This is a genomic window from Novosphingobium sp. PC22D (assembly GCF_002556635.1).
Lineage (GTDB): Bacteria > Pseudomonadota > Alphaproteobacteria > Sphingomonadales > Sphingomonadaceae > Novosphingobium.
In genome coordinates this window covers 1-19,053 of record NZ_MWMO01000008.1, presented here as the reverse complement: position 1 = coordinate 19,053, position 19,053 = coordinate 1, and the positions used below count along the sequence as shown (strand labels likewise).

The window sequence follows — 19,053 nt, the reverse complement described above, 5'->3', positions numbered from 1 at the left end:
GGGCCGGGATCGAGTCAAGTCGACAAGGCCCGGCGCATGCGCCTGATCGCCACCGGCCTGCTGGTGACGATGGCCCTCGCCTTCGTGCTGCTGCGCCGCTTCGAGGGACCGCATCCCGGCTGGGGCTTCGCCATCGCCTTCACCGAGGCGGCGATGGTCGGCGGGCTGGCCGACTGGTTCGCGGTCACCGCGCTGTTCCGCCGCCCGCTCGGCCTGCCGATCCCGCACACCGCGATCATTCCCGAGAACAAGGACCGGATCGCCGATACCATGGCCGCGTTCCTGCGCGACAACTTCCTTACGCCGCAGGTCGTCGCGCGCAGGCTGATCGGCTTCAACCTCGCCGGAAGCCTGGCGGGATTCCTCGCCGAGCCCAACCGCGAGGGCGAAGCGCGGCTGCGCGAGGGGGCCGGCAGCCTGTTCGCCGACGTACTCGAATCGCTCGATCCCGAACGGATCGGCAATCAGGTCCGCGCCGGGCTCGCCCAGCAGCTCGAAAAGCTGGAGATCGCGCCGCTGCTCGGCCAGATGCTCAGCGCGGCGATCGCCGACCGCCGCCATCTGCCGCTGATCGAAGGCGCCGTCCGCTGGGCCGGCAATGCCCTCGAAGCCAACGAAGAACTCGTGCGCACGATGATTCGCGAGCGCGCCAACGCGCTGCTGCGCTGGACCGGTATTGACGAACGCATCGCCAATTCGGTGCTCGACGGGCTCTACAAGCTGCTCGCCGAGATGATCGTGATGCCCGATCATCCCTTGCGGCTGAAGGTCGAGACGATGCTGGAGGAACTGGCCTGGAACCTCGTCCACGATCCCGAGACGCGCGAAAGGATCGAGAAGGCGAAGCGCGAGATGCTCGCCAATCCCGCGATCGGGCAATGGTGGGACGGCGTGTGGCAGCGCATCCGCCTCGCGCTGATCGAGGCGGCACGCAATCCCGATGCCGAGCTCGGCGGCCGCTTCACCGCGATGATGATGGAGCTGGGCGCGGCGGTTCGCGGCGACGCGCGGCTCCAGGTTCAGATCAACCGCTTCGCGCGGCGAACGCTTGTCGGCGCGGTCTCGCGCTATGGCGACGAGATCGTGCGGCTGGTGTCCGAGACGGTCAAGCGCTGGGACGCGCGCACCGTCACCGATCGCATCGAGGGCGCGGTGGGCCGCGACCTCCAGTTCATCAGGATCAACGGAACGCTCGTCGGCGGGCTCGTCGGCCTTGCGATCCATGCCGTGGAGCGCTTGCTGTGACGACTGGCCCCGTGCTTCAGACCGAGCGTTTCGAACTCTGGCTTCCGCACCGCGACGATCTTGCATCGCTGTGCCGGCTGGTCGCGGACGATGAAACGCGCCGCTTCCTCGGCCAGACCGCGCGCGACGAGAAATCGCAGTGGGAGCGGCTGATGCGCAATGCCGGAAGCTGGGCGCTTTACGGCTACGGCACGTTCTACGTCCGGCCGCGAGGCTCGAACGAGCTGATCGCCAACTGCGGCGTGTTCCATAGCTGGCGCGGCTTCGGTGCGGACATCGGGATCGACGACGTGCCCGAAGGCGGCTGGATCGTGCGCCACGACTGGTGGGGGCGCGGGGTCGCGGGCGAAGTGATGAGCGCCGCGCTCGCCTGGTTCGACGCAACCATCGGCGCGACGCGGATTGCCTGCATGATCGAGCAAGGCAACACTGCCTCCGAACGGCTCGCCGCGCGGCTGGGCTTTTGCTTCTACCGCCAGCACGAAGCCGACGACACCGCAGAGCCGGTGACGCTCAACCTCTACGAACGCATCCGCGCCTGAGGGGCTTCAGGCGGCCTCCGGCGTGAGGCCGAGCCGCGACCAGGAAACGTCCGCAGCGTCGCGCCGGCCCTCGATGAAGCCCGAATTCTCGAGATAGCCGGGATCGATCAGCCCCGTCGTCGACCAGTCGCGCACGCAGAGCCGCTCCTTGATCCGCCACGCACCGTCCTCGCGCACCAGGCTGTCGACGTAGCGGCCGCCGAGCTGGGTCAGCTTCTCTCCCGTTTCGGCCGGACTGCCGAGCGTGGCGACGAAATAGGTTTCGGCCGCCGCGCTCTCGCCGGCAACGCGGACCAGCGACTGGCCGAGCTGATGGCTGACGACGCGCATCGTCTGACGCGCCTCGTCGAGCACGATCCGCGCGAACTGCTTGCCGTCGCACTTGTTGCGGCCATGGTCGTCCCAGCTTTCTTCGGTGTAGACGCTCGCCATCTCGGCAAGGTCGTCGCGGTCGCAGCCGTGGCAATAAGTGGCGAGGAGCTGGCGGATCTCGTGGTGATCCCATAGCTCCTGCAATCGGTCTTGCGCTGCCTGGTCCATCGTTCTCTCCCTCTTTGCGGGCGGCCCGGCTGTCCCATCGGTCAAGGAATGGCGAAGCGAACGGTGTTGACGTAGTAGGAGGGGACCGCCTGTCCGTTGGCGTCGAGCGCCGGTTCGAAGCGTGCCCGCGTCCTGATGTGGGCACAAGTGCTCTTCGAAAATTCGTCGAACCCGGCATAGGCTCGCAATATCTCGCAGCCGGTCGGCTCGCCTTCGGCATCGATCAGGAGACGGAAGATCAGGATCGCCTGCTCTCCCTTGCGCAGTGCTTTCAAGGGATAGTCTTGCGGTCCGATCCAGCGGCTGGGTGATACTTTCGGGATGGGACGGCGCTGCAGCTTGGCCTGGACCGCAGGATCGAGGCCCCATTGCGAAACGAGATCGTCGGTACACTTGCGAAGCGCGGCGAAGGCCTTGTCCAGCGGCCCCGTTTCCAGGAGCAGGGCGTGATCGGGCGTTGCCAGGGTGACCGAATCGGCTGCGGCCTCCATCTCCGGCGTGACGCGAGGGCCTGGGTTGACGCGCCAGGCCTCGTCCTCCTCTTCTTCCAGCGCTGGCTCGACGATTCCCGGGCTGCTGACGAAGACCACGGGGACGTCATCTGTCGCCTTGCCTAGTCCGGAGCTGTATCGCACATCTTCGGCGGGATAGGTCCCAAAGCGAAGTTCCAGCGGGGTGCCCGCCTTCACACGCTGAAGCCATTGTCCGACGAAGACCATCTGGAAACCGTCGCGCGGCTCGGCGCGCTCGAACCTCAGCGCCACAGGCTCCTGCTCGCTACCGAAGGATCGACCGAGCGTGCACGTCGTCGGGTTCCAGTCGACGAACCAGGGCGATTGCGGTTTGAGCGCGGTCGTTTCCGGTTCTGTCGCGAAGGCCGCCGGGGGCGGGACAAGAAGCGCTGCAACCACCAACGTCGCCAGAGCATCGCGAGCCGTCATTATCCGCCTTTCAAATGGTTCGGGACAAATATCCAGAGTTTCGGCAAACAAAAACCCCGGCCGTTCCCGACCGGGGTTTCTGGTGATCGCCAGAGCGCTGTGCGTCAGAGCTTGCCGGTCAGTTCCGGTACGGCGCTGAACAGGTCGGCAACGAGGCCGATATCGGCGACCTGGAAGATCGGCGCGTCCTCGTCCTTGTTGATGGCGATGATCGTCTTGGAATCCTTCATCCCGGCCAAGTGCTGGATCGCGCCCGAGATGCCGATGGCGATGTAGACTTCCGGCGCGACGATCTTGCCGGTCTGGCCGACCTGGTAGTCGTTGGGTACATAGCCCGCATCGACCGCGGCGCGGCTGGCGCCGACGGCGGCGCCGAGCTTGTCGGCGAGCGGGAGGATGTATTCCTCGAAGGTCGGCCCGTCCTTGAGCGCGCGGCCGCCCGAGACGATGATCTTGGCGCTGGTCAGCTCGGGGCGCTCGCTCTCGGCGATCTCGGCGCCCACGAAGCTCGACAGGCCGGCATCGCCCGCGCCCGAGACGTCCTCGATGGCGGCCGAACCGCCGGTGGCGGCGGCCTTCTCGAAGGCGGTGCCGCGCACGGTGACGACCAGCTTGGCATCGCCCGATTCGACCGTGGCGATCGCGTTGCCCGCGTAGATCGGGCGGGTGAAGGTCTTCTCGCCCTCGACCGAGAGGATGTCGGAAACCTGCATTACGTCGAGCAGCGCGGCGACGCGCGGCGCGATGTTCTTGCCGGTGGTGGTGGCGGGCGCGACGAAGGCGTCGTGGTGGCCCATCAGATCGACGATCAGCGGCGCCACGTTCTCGGCGAGGCCGTGCTCGTAGGCGGCGTCGTCGGCGAGATGGACCTTGCCCACGCCCGCGATCTGCGCGGCGGCCTCGGCCACGGCCTTGCAGCCCGAACCCGCGACGAGCAGGTGGACTTCACCGAGCTTCGAAGCGGCGGTGACGGCGGAAAGCGTCGCGTCCTTGACCGACGTGTTGTCGTGTTCGACCCAAACGAGAGTCTTCATCGTACTTGGTCCTTTCCGGGCTGTGCCCTCAGGCTACTCCCATGTCCTTGAGCTTGGCGACGAGCGTGTCGACGTCGGGCACCTTGATGCCCGCCTGGCGCACCGGCGGCTCGGAGACCTTGAGCGTCTTGAGGCGCGGCGCGATCTCGACGCCGTAGTCGCCGGGCGCCTTGGTATCGAGCGGCTTCTTCTTCGCCTTCATGATGTTGGGCAGCGAGGCATAGCGCGGCTCGTTGAGCCGCAGGTCGGTGGTGACGACCGCCGGCATCGCCAGCTTGACCGTCTCGAGACCGCCGTCGACCTCGCGCGTGACCGAGACGCTGTCGCCCTCGATCACGACCTTGCTGGCGAACGTGCCCTGCGGACGGCCGAGCAGCGCGGCGAGCATCTGGCCGGTCTGGTTCGAATCGTCGTCGATCGCCTGCTTGCCGAGGATGACGAGGCCGGGCGCCTCCTCATCGACGATCGCCTTGAGGATCTTGGCGACGGCCAGCGGCTCGACCTCTTCATCGGTCTCGACCAGGATCGCACGGTCGGCACCCATCGCAAGCGCGGTGCGCAGCGTTTCCTGCGCCTTGGCCGGGCCGATCGAGACCGCGACGATCTCTTCGGCGGACCCGGCTTCCTTGAGGCGGATCGCTTCCTCGACGGCGATTTCGTCGAAGGGATTCATGCTCATCTTGACGTTGGCCAGATCGACGCCGGTCCCGTCGGACTTCACGCGCGGCTTCACGTTGTAGTCAATCACCCGCTTCACGGGTACGAGGATCTTCATGGATATCCGTCCTCTCGCTGGTGGCGCGCGACCCGTTGGTTTAGTCGCGCGATTAAACTGAAATGCGGGCAACGCCATTGCGTCCCGCGCGGCTGCCGTCAACCCCTGCTATGGTGTCCCGGAAAAGTTGTCGCCCTCTCGGCGGCCCGTGATTCGGAAGGCGACGACCCTGCAGGAGGCGGTTCGATGAAGCCAGTCTGTCTCGTCATGTTCCTTGCCGCGCTGTCGAGCCCGCCCGCCATGGCGGACGAGACGCGCGTGGCGCCGCCCGGGCATGTGCCGCCGCCCGCCGCAATCGAATCGCTCGCATGGCTGGCGGGCCACTGGGAGGGAACCGGTATCGACGGCCATGCGGCGATCGAGACCTATTCCCCGCCGCTGGCGGGGGCGATCGTCGGCCACTTCGTGCAGACCGATGCGCAAGGCGCGATCGCCTTTTCCGAATTCGTCCACATCGTCGAGGCGGACGGTTCGCTGGTGCTCAGGCTCAAGCACTTCGACGCCGGGCTCAAGGGCTGGGAAGAAAAGGCCGAGGTGCAAAGCTTTCCGCTCGTCGCCATCGCCGACGGAGCCGTCTATTTCGACGGGCTGACGATGCGCCGCGACGGCGAGAACGGCCTCGTCAGCGCGGTCGTGTTCAGGCGTGGCGACGGTTCGACCGGCGAACTCGTCTTCCGATACACGAAGGCCGGCCCCACCAGGTAGGGCCGGCCTTTCGCGGTATTCGCGCAAGAGCAGGGTCAGGCGGCCGCCTTGACCTCCGCCACGATCTTGCGGGCGGCGTCGCCCAGGTCGTTGGCCGGAACGATGGCGAGGCCCGAATTGGCGAGGATTTCCTTGCCCTTCTCGACATTGGTGCCTTCGAGACGGACCACCAGCGGAACCGAGAGGTTCACGTCCTTGGCCGCCGCGACGATGCCTTCGGCGATGACGTCGCACTTCATGATGCCGCCGAAGATGTTGACGAGGATGCCCTTCACGTTGGGATCGCCCAGAATGATCTTGAACGCGGCGGTGACTTTCTCGGTCGTGGCGCCGCCGCCGACGTCGAGGAAGTTCGCGGGGAACATGCCGTTGAGCTTGATGATGTCCATCGTCGCCATGGCGAGGCCGGCGCCGTTGACCATGCAGCCGATGTCGCCGTCGAGCTTGATGTAGGCGAGGTCGTACTTGCTGGCTTCGATCTCGGCCGGGTCTTCCTCGGTCTCGTCGCGCAGCGCCATCACGTCGGGGTGGCGGAACAGCGCGTTCGAATCGAAGCTCATCTTGGTGTCGAGCACGAGCAGGTTGCCGTCCTGGGTCTCGACCAGCGGGTTGATCTCGAGCATCGCGCAGTCGAGATCGACGAAGGCGGTGTAGAGCTGCTTGGCGAGCTTCTGCGCCTGCTTGTTGAGATCGCCGGTCAGCTTGAGGCCGAACGCCACCGCGCGGCCGTGGTGCGGCTGGAAGCCCTCGGCCGGGTCAATCGTGATCGTGACGATCTTTTCGGGCGTCGAGTGGGCGACTTCCTCGATGTCCATGCCGCCCTCGGTCGAGGCGATCATCGCGATACGGCCGGTGGCGCGATCAACGAGCATCGAGAGGTAGTATTCCTTGGCGATGTCGACGCCGTCTGTCACGTAGAGGCGGTTAACCTGCTTGCCGGCTTCGCCGGTCTGGATGGTGACGAGGGTGTTGCCGAGCATTTCCCTGGCGTTCGCCTCGACTTCCTCGATCGACTTCGAAAGCCGTACGCCGCCCTTGGCATCGGGGCCGAGTTCCTTGAACTTGCCCTTGCCGCGCCCGCCGGCGTGGATCTGCGCCTTCACCACGTAGAGCGGCCCGGGGAGCTTCTTGGCGCCCTCGACCGCCTCTTCGACGGTGAGTGCTGCGTGGCCGGCGGGAATGCCGATGCCGTACTTCGCGAGCAGGTCCTTGGCTTGGTATTCGTGAATGTTCATCGCGAGATCGCTTTCTGCTGGAATGACCGGTGCAGGCGCGCATGAGCCTTGTGCGATGCCGCATAAGCACATCGCTCGCTGCTTGAAAAGTCCCGCTAGCCACCCAATTTTCCGGACCTGACAGGAAGGTTAGTCCCACCGAATGCCCCGCGCCGCCGCGAATCGATGTTAGACCGCGCCCGACTGGAAGCCGTCGTGCGCGAGGCCGGTGCGATCGCGCTCGCCGCCTGGCCCGGCGACGGACACGTCTGCGAGGTCTGGGACAAGGGCGACGACAGCCCCGTCTCCGCCAGCGATCTCGCGGTCGACGCCTTCCTGCGGCGGGAACTCGGTGCGCTGCTGCCGGCGGCGGCCTGGCTTTCGGAGGAGACCGCCGATCGCCCGGCGCGACTCGCCGAGCAGCTCGTCTGGCTGGTCGATCCGATCGACGGCACGCGCGACTATATCCGTGGCCGCGCCGGCTGGGCCATCTCGGTCGCGCTGGTCAGCGCCAATCGTCCACTCATGGCCTGCCTTTTCGCGCCCGCGCGGGCGCGCGAGGAGGGCGGCGAGTTCTGGTGGGGCGAGGCGGGCCGGGGCAGCCGCCGCAACGGGGCGCGCTTAGCCGCCAGCACGCGCGCCGGGCTGCCGGGCGCAAGAGTACCCGCGTGGCGGCTGGGTGACGAGGACGCCGATCTGGTCGCGGTCGAGCAGCCCAATTCGATCGCCTTGCGCATGGCGATGGTCGCCGCCGACGAAGCCGACCTCGTGGCGACGCTGCGCTGGGGCTACGAATGGGACATTGCCGCGGCGGGCCTGATCGCGCGCGAAGCGGGCGCGGCGGTCACCGATGCGTTCGGCGAGCCGCTCAATTTCAACAAGCGCGATCCGCGCGCTTTCGGCGTGCTCTGCACGGCCCCGGCGATCCACGCCGCGGCGGTCGACCGCCTCGGGGACCGCGCGCGCGGTATAACCGGTTGATACCTGACAGTAAGAGCAGTTGAGGCGTTGTGACCGATCGGTAAATTCAGGCCATCGGAAGGGGATCAGGTTAAAGAACAAGGAAAAATCCATGCCGCTTCGCAACATGATGCTGATTGAACTGCGTAACTCTTACGAACTGCTCTCCACCGCCCGCGCCGACGTGGCGCGCGCCGGCGGCGATGACACCACCGACAGGCTGAGGCAGGCCGAGAGCAACTTCAATATGATCGCCGAGGGTCTGGCCCGGATCGTGCCCAGGCTCGTCGACGATACGCGCTTCGAGGATCACCGCAAGCGGGCCTGATTCCGCCTGGCTCTTCGACGAGCCATCCGCCCATAGCCCTGGGTCGCAAAAGGGGGCCGGTCAGCCGACCGGCCCCCTTTTCTTGATGCCGTTACTGCGCGCCGCCGGCTTCGGCGGTCGAGACCGGGGTGATCTTGATCTCGACGCGGCGGTTGAGTGCGCGGCCCTGTTCGGTGGAATTGTCGGCCACCGGATAGCTCTCGCCCATGCCCTGCGTCTGGATGCGCGCCGAGTTCACGCCCTGCGAGATCAAATAGCGCGCCACCGCGTCGGCGCGGCGCTTGGACAAGTCGAGGTTGTAGGCGTCCGAGCCGGTCGAATCGGTGTGGCCGTAAACGTCGATCAGGCTGTTGGGGTACTCGTTCATGCTCTGCGCGACGCTGCTCAGCGTCGACTGGAACGACGGTGTGATCGCGGTCGAATCGACGGCGAAGGTTACGTCGGGCAGGTTGAGCAGGATGCCGTCGCCGGTGTCCGAGACGTCGACGCCCGAGCCCGCCGTCTGCTCCTTGAGCTCGCGGATCTGCTTGTCCTTCTGGTAGCCGATCGCGCCGCCCGCGACGCCGCCGATGCCCGCGCCGACGATCCGCGCGGTCTTGCCGCCGATGACGGAGCCGAGCAGATAGCCGAGCGCCGCGCCGCCGCCCGCGCCGATCGCGGTGCGCGAGACCTTCTGCTCGCCGGTGTTTGGATCGGTGACGCAGGCCGAAACGGTGACGAGCGCGAACGCGGCGGCGGCGGAGGTGAGAAGTCGGGTTCTTTGCATGGCTGGTGCCTCTCTGTCTTATTTACGCGTGACGGCGCTTGCGTGTACTAGTGAACATGAATGCCAAGCGAATGACGCGCATTCAACGCTTCCGGCTCGGGCCTGTTCCATCGCCGCTTTGCTGCCCGAAGCGATAGATCCGCCAGAGCCCTTCGCGTTTGGTGCAATCTCTGCTAGCGCAAACGCATTGTGACGCCCTTTCCCTGGACTGACCTCCTCATCATCATCGGACTGATCCTGCTCAATGGCCTCTTCGCCATGTCCGAGCTCGCGATCGTTTCCGCCCGTACCGCCAAGCTGCGCATGAGCGCCGGAAAAGGCAGCGGCGCCGCCAAGGCCGCGCTGGCGCTCGCCGCCGATCCGGGCAAGTTCCTCTCGACGGTGCAGATCGGTATTACCCTGGTCGGGATCATCGCCGGCGCCTATTCGGGCGCGAGCCTGGGCGGCCCCGTCGGTGACCGGCTGGCGCGCGTCGGCATGCCCGCGGACATCGCGGACGAGGTGGGTTTCGTGCTCGTCATCGTCGCGACGACCTATGGCAACCTCGTGATCGGCGAACTCGTGCCCAAACAGGTCGCCCTGCGCGCGGCGGAGCCGATCGCGATCCTGATGGCCCGGCCGATGGTGTGGCTTTCCAAGGTGATGGCGCCGTTCGTCTGGCTGCTCGACCGCTCCTCCAACCTCCTGCTCACCCTGCTGCGCGTGCGTCGCGGCGGCGAGGAACGGCTCACGGCCGAGGAACTGCAGATGATCTTCGCCGAGGCGATGCGTTCGGGCGTGATCGAGGAGGAAGAGCGGGCGATGATGTCGGGCGTCCTCAAGCTCGCCGAACGGCCTGTGCGCGAGCTGATGACGCCGCGCACCGAGATCGACTGGATCGACATCTCGGCGAGCGACGAGGACTTGCGCGAGATGGTCCTGTCGACGCCGCATTCGCTGCTGCCGGTGGCGGATGGCTCGGTCGACAAGATCGTCGGCGTGCTCAAGGTGCGCGACGTGCTCTCGGCGCTGATCGACGGCCGCTCGGTCGCGATTCCCGCGCTGGTGAAGAAGGCCGAAGTGATCCCCGACCAGCTCGACGCGATCGATGCGCTGCGCAAGCTGCAGGTCGCCGAAGTGACGATGGCGATGGTCCACGACGAATACGGCCACCTCGACGGCGTGGTGACCCCGACCGACGTGCTGACCGCGATCGCGGGCACCTTCGTCAGCCATCAGGACGAGGGCGACGATCCGCTGGTGATCGAGCGCGAGGACGGCACGCTGCTGGTCTCGGGCGCGATGCCGGTCGATTCGCTGGGCGAACGGCTGGGGCTCGAGCTACCCGAGGACCGCGAATTCGCGACCGCCGCCGGTTATGTCCTGGCGGTGATGAAGAAGGTCCCGCGCGAGGGCGAGCATTTCACCGACCAGCGCTGGCGCTTCGAGGTGATCGACATGGACGGGCTGCGCATCGACAAGCTGCTCGTCACGCACCTGCCCGAAGAGGAAGACGGGGAAGACGCCGCCTCGGGCGACTGACCGCGCGTGCCGCGCCGGCGGACGCAACCGGAGGCGCAGGCCGCCGGGCGGAAAGACTCAGGCGCCGATCTTGGTCTGCGCGTCGCGGCCGTCGCCTTCGGGCGCGGCGAGGATCTGCTGCGTGACCTGGCCCTTCGACACCGTGTTGGTGCTGAAATCGCCGACATTCGAGCGGATTCCCGGAGCGGAGCTGCCGGCCTTGGCGATCGCGTCCTTTTCCACGTCGCTGCGCGCCGAGGGGCCGCCGAACAGCGCGTCGAGCGTCTGCTCCTGCAAGGCGCGGTCGGTCGGGCGCGGTTCGCCCGGCTTGGGCGGCGTAAGCGAGAAGTCGGGAGGCACGATCAGCGGCGTCTGGCGCTGCACCGCGAACTCGTCGGGACGGTCGCGGTTGAACAGGCCCGTGCTGCCGCAGCCGGACAGGAGCAGGCCACCCGCGCAAACGAGGGCAAGGCTGCCGGTCTTGGAAATCATACGCATTGAATCAGCTCTCCGGGGCGATTTCGGGCTCGTTCGCAGGATCGGGCTTGTCGCGCGAAAGCAGGGAACGGGCAAGGATTATCACCACGCCGACGGTGATCGCGGCATCGGCGATGTTGAAGATGAGGAAGGGGCGGAACTCGCCGAAATGCAGGTCGGCATAGTCGATCACGTAGCCGAACTGGAAGCGGTCGCGGATGTTGCCGAGCGCGCCGCCGAGCACGAGCGCCAGCGCGGCGATGTCGACCAGCTTGCGCTCGCGCATCATCCACACGAACACGAACAGCGCGATCGCGCTGGTGAGCGCGACGAGAATCCACCGCATCTCGACCGAGGTTGCTGTCAGCATGCCGAGCGAAACGCCGTAGTTCTGGGTCCAGCGCAAGTCGAAGAAGGGCAGGATCTCGACAAGGCCGACCTCGCGCAGGTCGAGCCCGTTCCGCACCCAGTCCTTGAAGGCCTGGTCGATGACGAAAATCGCCAGCGCGAAGACGAGGCCGGCAATCCGGTTGCGGACCGCGCGGCTCATGCCTCGGCCTCGATCGCGTCGACCACGCTCTCGCAGCGGCCGCACAGCGCGCCGTCCTGCGGTACGTCGGGCAAATGCCGCCAGCAGCGGCCGCACTTGTGCTCATCGGTGGGCGTGACGGTCACCGCCTCGTCCTGGCCGCGATGCACTGTCCCGGTGATGAACAGTTCGGCGAGGTCGGCGTCGGACCAGCCGGCGGGCACGGCGGCGGCGGGAACGGTCACTTCGGCCTCGAGGCTCGAGCGCACGGTCTTCTCGCGGCGCAGCGGCTCGATCGCCTCGGTCACGCGCTCGCGCAGCGCGCGCAGGCCCTCCCAGTAGGACCGGTCGGCCTCGGCCTGCGGCACCTCGGGCCATTCGAGCAGGTGCACGCTGCCCTGCTCGGGACAGCGCGTGGTCCACACTTCCTCGCTGGTGAAGACCAGCACCGGCGCGGCATAGCGCACCAGCGCGTGGAACAGCGTGTCGAGCACCGTGCGATAGGCGCGGCGCCTGGGGTCCGAAGGCGCGTCGCAGTAGAGGCAGTCCTTGCGGATGTCGAAGAAGAAGGCCGAGAGGTCTTCGTTGCAGAAGTCGACGAGCGCGCGCACGTAGTCGCTGAAGTCGAAGTCGTCGACGGCCTTGCGCAGCGTGGCGTCGAGATCGCCGAGCAGCGCCAGCACGTAGCGCTCGAGTTCGGGCATCTGCGCGACGGGGAGGCGTTCGGCCTCCTCGAACCCGGCCAGCGCGCCGAGCATGTAGCGGAAGGTGTTGCGCAGCTTGCGGTACTGGTCGGCCACGCCCTTGAGGATCTCGTCGCCGATGCGGTGATCCTCGGTGTAGTCGACCGACAGCGCCCACAGGCGGATGATGTCGGCGCCGTACTGCTCCATGACCTTCAGCGGGCTGACGGTGTTGCCCTTGGACTTGGACATCTTCTCGCCCTTGGCGTCCATGGTGAAGCCATGGGTGAGCACCGCCTTGTAGGGCGCGCGGCCGCGCGTGCCGCAGCTTTCGAGCAGCGAGGACTGGAACCAGCCGCGATGCTGGTCGGAGCCTTCGAGGTAGAGGTCGGCGGGCGGACCCTGATAGCCCTCAGGCCGCTTGAGGTCGGGCCACTTGCCGCTTTCGAGCACGAAGGCGTGGGTCGAGCCCGAATCGAACCAGACGTCGAGAATGTCGGTGACGCGCTCGTAGTCCTCCGCCTTGTAGGCATTGCCGAGGTATTCCTGCGCGCGCGCGTCGGACCAGGCATCGACGCCCTGCTCGCGCACCGCCGCGACGATGCGGGCATTGACTTCGGGATCGGCGAGGTACTGGCCGGTCTTGCGCTCCACGAACAGCGTGATCGGCACGCCCCACGCGCGCTGGCGCGAGAGCACCCAGTCGGGCCGCCCCTCGACCATCGCGCCGATGCGGTTGCGGCCCTTCTCGGGCACGAAACGCGTCTTGCCGAGCGCTTCCATCGCGAGCTGGCGCAGCGAGGGGCTGGGCTCCTGCGATCCGCCCTCGTTCTCCCAACGCGCCTCGGCGGGCGTATCCTCGTGTTCGAGCACGCCGTGCTTGTCCATCGGCACGAACCACTGCGGCGTGCAGCGGAAGATCACCTTGGCCTTCGAGCGCCAGCTATGCGGATAGCTGTGGCGGTAGTCGGCGGACGCGGCGAGCAGACCTCCAGCGGACTTGAGGTCGGAGCAGATCGGCCCGTCGGGCGCGTTGAACTTGGGATTGATCACCGAGCCCTCGCCGCCGAGCCAGGCCCAGTCGGCGCGGTACTTGCCGTCGCCCTCGACCGCGAAGACCGGCTCGATGCCGTGCGCCTTGCACAAGTCGAAGTCGTCCTCGCCGTGGTCGGGCGCCATGTGGACGAGCCCGGTGCCGCTCTCGGTGGTGACGAAGTCACCGGGCAGGAACGGACGCGGGCGGGCGAAGAATTCACCCTTGTCGTGCATCGGGTGGCGCGCCACGGTGCCGGCGAGGTCGGCGCCTTTGACAACGATGGGTTGCCCGGCGTCGTCGGTCACCTGGCTCCATTCACCAGACACCCTTTGCGTGAACGAAGGATAGAGGTCGCCCGCGACCAGTACACGCCGCTCACCGGATTGCGCGAGCAGGTAGAAGACCTCCGGCCCATAGGCCAAGGCCTGGTTCACCGGGATCGTCCAAGGCGTGGTCGTCCAGATCACCGCATAGGCGCCGACCAGCTCCGGGATCGGCGATTCGGTGATCTCGAAGGCGACGTCGATCTGGGTCGAGGTGATGTCCTCGTACTCGACCTCGGCTTCGGCCAGCGCCGTCTTTTCGACCGGGCTCCACATCACCGGCTTGGCGCCGCGGTAGAGCTGGCCGGAGCGCGCGAACTTCATCAGTTCGGCGACGATCGTCGCCTCGGCGGCGAAGTCCATCGTCAGGTAGGGGTTGTCCCAGTCGCCGCCGATGCCGAGGCGCTTCAACTGCTCGCGCTGGGTGTCGACCCACTTCTGCGCGTAGGCGCGACACTCGGCGCGGAATTCCTCCGGCGGAACCTCGTCCTTGTTCTTCTTTTTCTTGCGGTATTCCTCTTCGACCTTCCACTCGATCGGCAAGCCGTGGCAGTCCCAGCCGGGGACGTAGGGCGCGTCCTTGCCGAGCAGGCTCTGCGTGCGCACCACCATGTCCTTGAGCACGTGGTTGAGCGCGTGGCCGACGTGGATGTCGCCGTTGGCGTAGGGCGGGCCGTCGTGGAGGATGAACTTCTCGCGGCCCTCGCGCGCCTCGCGAATCCGGCGGTAGAGATCGATCTCCTGCCAGCGCGCGAGCAGGCCCGGCTCCTTCTGCGGGAGGCCGGCCTTCATCGGGAAATCGGTCTTCGGCAGGAAGACGGTGTTTCTGTAGTCGCGCTCTTCGCTCATGTCGCCTGCTATGCTCATCCGAAAGCCGCCGGCGGGCGACTTTTGACGGACACTAAAGCAGCGCACCTAGAAGCTTGCGCGCGGTCTCGCAATCCCGCTGCATCTGCTCGGTCAGCGCTTCGAGCGAATCGAACTTCGCCTCGGGCCGCAGGAAATGGTGGAAGGCGACCTCGATCTCGGCGCCGTAAAGGTCACCCGAGAAATCGAAGAAATAGGGCTCGAGCAGTTCCCTGGGCGGATCGAAGGTGGGGCGCACGCCGAGATTGGCCGCGCCGATGACCGTGCGATCGCCGGGCAGGCGTCCCGTGACCGCATAGATCCCGTAGCGCGGCCGCAGGTAGGTGCCGAGATCGAGATTCGCGGTCGGAAAGCCGATGGTGCGGCCGCGCTTGTCGCCGTGCTGCACGGTGCCGCGGATCGCGAAGGGGCGCGTCAGCAGGCGGCGCGCGGTGGTGCAGTCGCCCGCCTTGAGCGCGTCGCGGATGCGGCTGGAGGAGATCGTCCCTTCCGAATCGTGCACCGGCGCGACCGCGCGCGTCTCGATCTCGAACGGCTCGCACAGCGCGCGCAGCGCCTGCGCCGAGCCGCTGCGGCCCTTGCCGAAGACGAAGTCCTGCCCGGTGACAACGCCCGCCACCTTGAGCCGCGCATGGATCATTTCCTCGGTCCACTGGCTCGCGGTCATGCCCGCGATCGCGCCGTCGAAGTGGAACACCAGCATGGCGTCGGCCCCGGCCTCGCCGAACAGCTCCTCCCGCTGGTCGAGCGAGGTCAGCCGGAACGGCGCCGCGTCGGGCTGGAAATAGCGCACCGGATGCGGATCGAAGGTGGCGACGATCGCCGGGCGGCCTTCCTCGCGCGCCCAGCGCACCGCCTCGCCGATCACGGCCTGGTGGCCCTGGTGGAAGCCGTCGAAGTTGCCCAGCGCCAGGATGGCGCCGCGCATGGCGTCGGGCAGGGGGTCGCGGTGGTCGAGACGAATCATGGCGTGAAGCGCCTATAGGTCGCGCACGAGGGTGACGAAAGCAAAGCCGGGCCTCGTCTCGCTGGCGGGATGGTCTTCGCGCGCCACTTCGCGCCATTCGGGGCCGAGCGGCGGGACATGCGTGTCGCCCGCGTAATCGGCGTGGACTTCGGTCAGCTCGACGCGTCCGGCGAGCGGCAGGAACACCTCGAACACCTCGGCCCCGCCGATCACCGCGACCTCGCCCTGACCCGCGAGCGTCAGCGCGGCCTCGGGCGTATGCGCGATCTCCGCGGCCGGATCGCGCCAGCCGGTGTCGCGCGTGAGGACGATGTGGCGCCGCCCGGGCAGGGGCGCGGCGAAACCTTCGAAGGTCTTGCGGCCCATGATCATCGGCCGGCCCATGGTAATCGCCTTGAATCGCTTGAGATCCGCCGGAATCCGCCAGGGCAGCGCGCCGTCCTTGCCGATCGTGCCGTTCTCCGCGCGGGCGTAGATCAGGAAAAGGTCGCTGCTCACGGCGCTCAGAGCGTCAGCCGGGTGACGTGACCCATCTTGCGTCCGGCGCGGATCTCGCTCTTGCCGTAGAGATGCAGATGGTTGCCGGGGTCGGCGAGGATCGCGGCCCAGTCGCCGGCCTGCTCGCCGATGAGGTTGCGCATCTCGACCGCCCGGGCCGCGAGCGCGGTGTCGCCCAGCGGCAGCCCGCAGATCGCGCGGATGTGGTTCTCGAACTGCGAGGTGACCGCGCCCTCGATCGTCCAGTGGCCCGAATTGTGCACGCGCGGCGCCATCTCGTTGAACACCGGGCCGCCCTCGGTGGCGAAGAATTCGAGCGTGAGCACGCCGACATAGCCCAGCCCCTGCGCGATCTCGGCGGCCAGCTCGCGCGCGGCGCCGACCTGTTCGAGCACGGCCGCGGGCGCGGGCGCGGCCGAAAGCGCGAGGATGCCGTTCTCGTGGCGGTTGGCGGGCGAATCGTAGAAGCGGATCGTGCCGTCGGCGGCGCGGCACGCGATCACCGAGAACTCGGCGGAGAAATCGACGAAGCCTTCGTAGACCAGCGGCGATCCCGGCCAGTCGAGCGCCTCGGCATCGGCGGCGGTCCTGATCCGCCACTGGCCTTTGCCGTCGTAGCCGTCGCGGCGGGTCTTGAGGATGCCCGGCGTGCCGATCTCGCGGATCGCGGCGGCGAGGTCGTCGCGGTCGTCGACCGGCGCGAACGGCGCGGGCTTGCCGCCGAGCCCGGCAACGAAGCGCTTTTCGGCGAGCCGGTCCTGCGCCGTCTCCAGCGCGCGCGGGTGCGGGCGCAGCGGCACCTCGCCGATCGCCGCGAGCGGGGCCACGGGCACGTTCTCGAACTCGTAGGTGACGACCGCGCAGGACCTGGCGAAGCGCGCCATGGCTTCGGCGTCGTCCCACTCGGCGCAAGTGAATTCGGCGCTGACTTCGGCGGCGACCGAATCGGCTTCCGGCGCGAAGATATGGCAGCGATAGCCAAGCTGGGCGGCGGCCACGGCGAGCATGCGGCCAAGCTGGCCGCCGCCGAGGATGCCGATGGTCGAGCCTGGGGCGATCATCACTCGTTTCGGGTCCGGGCGTGTCGCGGCATCAGGCCGGACGCTCGGCGACGCTCGCGGTCTGCGTGGCGCGGTAGGCCTTGAGCCGATCGGCGAGGTCGGCATCGCTCGTGGCGAGGATCGCGGCGGCGAGCAGGCCGGCGTTGGCCGCGCCCGCCTCGCCGATCGCCAGCGTGCCGACGGGAATGCCCGCGGGCATCTGCACGATCGAAAGCAGGCTGTCCTGCCCCGAGAGCGCCTTCGACTGCACCGGGACGCCGAGCACCGGCAGGTGCGTCATCGCGGCGACCATGCCCGGCAGGTGCGCGGCGCCGCCCGCGCCCGCGATCACCACCTTGAAGCCCTCGGCCTCCGCGCCTTTCGCGAAGGCCACCAGACGGTCGGGCGTGCGGTGGGCCGAGACGATCCGCGCGTCGTAGGCGACGCCCAGCTTGTCGAGCACTTGCGCGGCGCGCTCCATGGTCGGCCAGTCGGACTGGCTGCCCATGATGATGGCGACGGGGGCGCAGGAGGACGAGGCGACGGGCGTGCTCGGCAACTCAGCGCTCCGAGAGGTAGTAACGGTCGAGCACCTTGAGATCCTCGTCCATGTCGTAGACGATCGGCTGGCCGGTTGGGATCTCGAGCCCGGTGATCTCGTCGTCGGAAATGCCCGACAAGTGCTTGACCAGCGCGCGCAGCGAGTTGCCGTGCGCCGAGACCAGCACCGTCGACCGCGCGCTCGCCTTGAGGTGCGGGACGATCGAACTCTGGTAATAGGGCAGCACGCGGGCGATCGTGTCCTTGAGGCTCTCGGTCATCGGCACGTCGATTCCGGCGTAGCGCGGGTCGGCCGAGAGATCGAATTCGCTGCCGCGCTCCTGATCGGGGGGCGGCGTGTCGAAGCTGCGGCGCCAGATCTTGACCTGGTCCGCGCCGTGCCGGGCCGCCGTCTCGGCCTTGTCGAGCCCGGTGAGGCCGCCGTAGTGCCGCTCGTTGAGCCGCCAGTCCTTGGTCTCGGGAATCCACAGGAGCCCGGCCGCTTCGAGCGCGATGTGCAGCGTCTTGATCGCGCGGGTCTGGAACGAGGTGAAGGCGACGTTGGGAAGCATGCCCTTGGCCTTCATCAGCTCGCCCGCCGCGCGCGCTTCGGCCTCGCCCCTTTCGGTGAGATCGACGTCCCACCAGCCGGTGAAGCGATTTTCGAGATTCCACTGGCTCTGGCCGTGGCGGACGAGAATGAGTCGAGGCAAGGTCTGAGCTCCCTTGTTCAGGAGCGGCACCCCCTAGCTTTTCGGCGGCGTCTTGAAAAGTACGCCCGATTCGTTTTCGCCATCGCGTGCGTCGGGCGACGGGCCGGGGATCGCCGATCCGGCGGCGCGCGCCTGCGCCTTGCGCTTGCGCAGGTTCTCTCGCAGCTTCGCCGCGAGGCGTTCCTCGCGCGTCGGCTGATGTTCGGGCTTCTCGGGCGTTCCGGCCATGGCCACGCCATGCCTCGCGGGCCGTTCCGGCGCAAGCCGCGCTTGACATTCGCCCCTCCCGCGCACAATAGCGCCCGCCTGCCGGGCCGCCTTCGTGCGCCGCCCGCATGGAGCGCTGCTGTAGCTCAGTGGTAGAGCGCACCCTTGGTAAGGGTGAGGTCGGGAGTTCAATCCTCCCCAGCAGCACCATCGTTTCAATTACTTAGCGAATTCCCGCTGGCTCCGTATGGAATGGGTACGGAAAATGAGGGGGTACTTGCCGTCCGCTGGGGCGGTGCAGAGTCTCGATTGTGGCAGCGCCGATCCTTGGTGGAATGCAGCGCAGAGCAAGCTTGCGATTCGCAGGCGACGGGTCCGGCTTCGCTTGGCTGGTATGTGGGCCGGCGGGTGCAAAGTTTGTGGGTCCTACCGGGCAACTTCGCCACAGTTAAGCGCATTGTGACCACTTTTTCTCCGGCTGCGCTGCTTCTAGCTATTCGTTTCAGTTAGAAGTTACAGTTTGAGCCAAGGTGGCTTGGCCGCTTTAGAGCCTGATCTGAAATTAAGTTGAGTGGTATCAGCGGGTTAGCTTGACGGCTGCCCAAGTCGTTGATTCAGCGGTT

At 67.3% G+C, this 19,053-nt stretch carries 21 protein-coding genes and 1 tRNA gene; 7 read left to right on the top strand and 15 right to left on the bottom strand.

The window, feature by feature from the left end; translation table 11 throughout:
• The first annotated feature begins 36 nt into the window (after positions 1–36).
• Together B2G71_RS24520 and B2G71_RS24515 are read left to right on the top strand one after the other, a co-directional pair.
• Entirely contained in the window at positions 37–1,245 is a 1,209-nt protein-coding gene (locus B2G71_RS24520; protein ID WP_098106773.1) for a DUF445 domain-containing protein, read from the top strand.
• Positions 1,242–1,787 (top strand): GNAT family N-acetyltransferase, encoded by a 546-nt coding sequence (locus tag B2G71_RS24515; protein WP_098106473.1) that lies wholly within the window; start codon positions 1,242–1,244, stop codon positions 1,785–1,787. Before B2G71_RS24520 ends, B2G71_RS24515 begins: the two co-directional genes overlap by 4 nt.
• Positions 1,788–1,793: 6 nt before the next feature.
• Here B2G71_RS24515 and B2G71_RS12940 read toward each other — a convergent pair whose 3' ends face one another.
• From B2G71_RS12940 to B2G71_RS12925, 4 genes are all read right to left on the bottom strand, one after another.
• Positions 1,794–2,327 (bottom strand): nuclear transport factor 2 family protein, encoded by a 534-nt coding sequence (locus tag B2G71_RS12940; RefSeq protein WP_098106471.1) that lies wholly within the window; start codon positions 2,325–2,327, stop codon positions 1,794–1,796.
• A 41-nt stretch (positions 2,328–2,368) separates the two neighbouring features.
• A complete protein-coding gene (locus B2G71_RS12935) occupies positions 2,369–3,268 on the bottom strand; it encodes an energy transducer TonB (RefSeq protein ID WP_098106469.1) in 900 nt (299 codons plus the stop codon).
• 104 nt (positions 3,269–3,372) lie between these two features.
• The gene (locus B2G71_RS12930; RefSeq protein WP_098106467.1) at positions 3,373–4,302 is read right to left on the bottom strand and encodes an FAD-binding protein; all 930 of its coding nucleotides are present in this window, start codon (positions 4,300–4,302) and stop codon (positions 3,373–3,375) included.
• A gap of 28 nt (positions 4,303–4,330) precedes the next feature.
• The gene (locus tag B2G71_RS12925) at positions 4,331–5,077 is read right to left on the bottom strand and encodes an electron transfer flavoprotein subunit beta/FixA family protein (RefSeq protein WP_098106465.1); all 747 of its coding nucleotides are present in this window, start codon (positions 5,075–5,077) and stop codon (positions 4,331–4,333) included.
• A gap of 186 nt (positions 5,078–5,263) precedes the next feature.
• On the opposite strand from B2G71_RS12925, the gene B2G71_RS12920 reads away from it, so the two are divergent.
• Complete coding sequence (locus B2G71_RS12920; RefSeq protein WP_098106463.1) at positions 5,264–5,782, top strand: DUF6265 family protein; 519 nt, start codon at positions 5,264–5,266, stop codon at positions 5,780–5,782.
• Between the two features lie 35 nt (positions 5,783–5,817).
• Here B2G71_RS12920 and sucC read toward each other — a convergent pair whose 3' ends face one another.
• Entirely contained in the window at positions 5,818–7,017 is a 1,200-nt protein-coding gene (gene sucC / locus B2G71_RS12915) for an ADP-forming succinate--CoA ligase subunit beta (protein ID WP_098106461.1), read from the bottom strand.
• A gap of 165 nt (positions 7,018–7,182) precedes the next feature.
• On the opposite strand from sucC, the gene B2G71_RS12910 reads away from it, so the two are divergent.
• Positions 7,183–7,977: a 3'(2'),5'-bisphosphate nucleotidase CysQ gene (locus tag B2G71_RS12910; RefSeq protein WP_098106459.1), complete on the top strand. Its 795-nt coding sequence runs from the start codon at positions 7,183–7,185 to the stop codon at positions 7,975–7,977.
• 91 nt (positions 7,978–8,068) lie between these two features.
• Entirely contained in the window at positions 8,069–8,284 is a 216-nt protein-coding gene (locus tag B2G71_RS12905) for a hypothetical protein (RefSeq protein WP_098106458.1), read from the top strand.
• Between the two features lie 91 nt (positions 8,285–8,375).
• Here B2G71_RS12905 and B2G71_RS12900 read toward each other — a convergent pair whose 3' ends face one another.
• Complete coding sequence (locus tag B2G71_RS12900; RefSeq protein WP_098106456.1) at positions 8,376–9,050, bottom strand: OmpA family protein; 675 nt, start codon at positions 9,048–9,050, stop codon at positions 8,376–8,378.
• A gap of 189 nt (positions 9,051–9,239) precedes the next feature.
• On the opposite strand from B2G71_RS12900, the gene B2G71_RS12895 reads away from it, so the two are divergent.
• On the top strand, positions 9,240–10,571 hold the full coding sequence (locus B2G71_RS12895; protein WP_098106454.1) for a hemolysin family protein: 1,332 nt from the start codon (positions 9,240–9,242) through the stop codon (positions 10,569–10,571).
• A 57-nt stretch (positions 10,572–10,628) separates the two neighbouring features.
• Here the strand turns inward: B2G71_RS12895 and B2G71_RS12890 are convergent, their stop codons facing one another.
• The 9 genes from B2G71_RS12890 to B2G71_RS12850 are packed head-to-tail and all read right to left on the bottom strand — an operon-like array spanning position 10,629 to position 18,451.
• Complete coding sequence (locus tag B2G71_RS12890; RefSeq protein WP_098106453.1) at positions 10,629–11,048, bottom strand: DUF3035 domain-containing protein; 420 nt, start codon at positions 11,046–11,048, stop codon at positions 10,629–10,631.
• Between the two features lie 4 nt (positions 11,049–11,052).
• Positions 11,053–11,577, bottom strand: a complete 525-nt coding sequence (gene lspA / locus B2G71_RS12885) for a signal peptidase II (protein ID WP_098106452.1) — start codon at positions 11,575–11,577, stop codon at positions 11,053–11,055.
• A complete protein-coding gene (gene ileS, locus B2G71_RS12880; protein WP_098106450.1) occupies positions 11,574–14,447 on the bottom strand; it encodes an isoleucine--tRNA ligase in 2,874 nt (957 codons plus the stop codon). Before ileS ends, lspA begins: the two co-directional genes overlap by 4 nt.
• Positions 14,448–14,499: 52 nt before the next feature.
• A complete protein-coding gene (locus B2G71_RS12875) occupies positions 14,500–15,432 on the bottom strand; it encodes a bifunctional riboflavin kinase/FAD synthetase (protein WP_206049396.1) in 933 nt (310 codons plus the stop codon).
• Between the two features lie 12 nt (positions 15,433–15,444).
• The gene (locus tag B2G71_RS12870; protein WP_098106448.1) at positions 15,445–15,930 is read right to left on the bottom strand and encodes a dihydrofolate reductase; all 486 of its coding nucleotides are present in this window, start codon (positions 15,928–15,930) and stop codon (positions 15,445–15,447) included.
• A gap of 5 nt (positions 15,931–15,935) precedes the next feature.
• Complete coding sequence (locus tag B2G71_RS12865) at positions 15,936–16,991, bottom strand: 5-(carboxyamino)imidazole ribonucleotide synthase (protein ID WP_098106447.1); 1,056 nt, start codon at positions 16,989–16,991, stop codon at positions 15,936–15,938.
• A gap of 31 nt (positions 16,992–17,022) precedes the next feature.
• Complete coding sequence (gene purE, locus B2G71_RS12860) at positions 17,023–17,478, bottom strand: 5-(carboxyamino)imidazole ribonucleotide mutase (RefSeq protein WP_098106768.1); 456 nt, start codon at positions 17,476–17,478, stop codon at positions 17,023–17,025.
• 52 nt (positions 17,479–17,530) lie between these two features.
• The gene (gpmA, locus tag B2G71_RS12855; RefSeq protein ID WP_098106766.1) at positions 17,531–18,223 is read right to left on the bottom strand and encodes a 2,3-diphosphoglycerate-dependent phosphoglycerate mutase; all 693 of its coding nucleotides are present in this window, start codon (positions 18,221–18,223) and stop codon (positions 17,531–17,533) included.
• 33 nt (positions 18,224–18,256) lie between these two features.
• Positions 18,257–18,451, bottom strand: coding sequence for a hypothetical protein (locus B2G71_RS12850; protein ID WP_098106445.1), 195 nt, complete (start codon positions 18,449–18,451; stop codon positions 18,257–18,259).
• Positions 18,452–18,565: 114 nt separating this feature from the next.
• Here B2G71_RS12850 and B2G71_RS12845 point away from each other — a divergent pair.
• Positions 18,566–18,640: transfer RNA gene (locus tag B2G71_RS12845), tRNA-Thr, on the top strand.
• Positions 18,641–19,053: the final 413 nt, after the last annotated feature.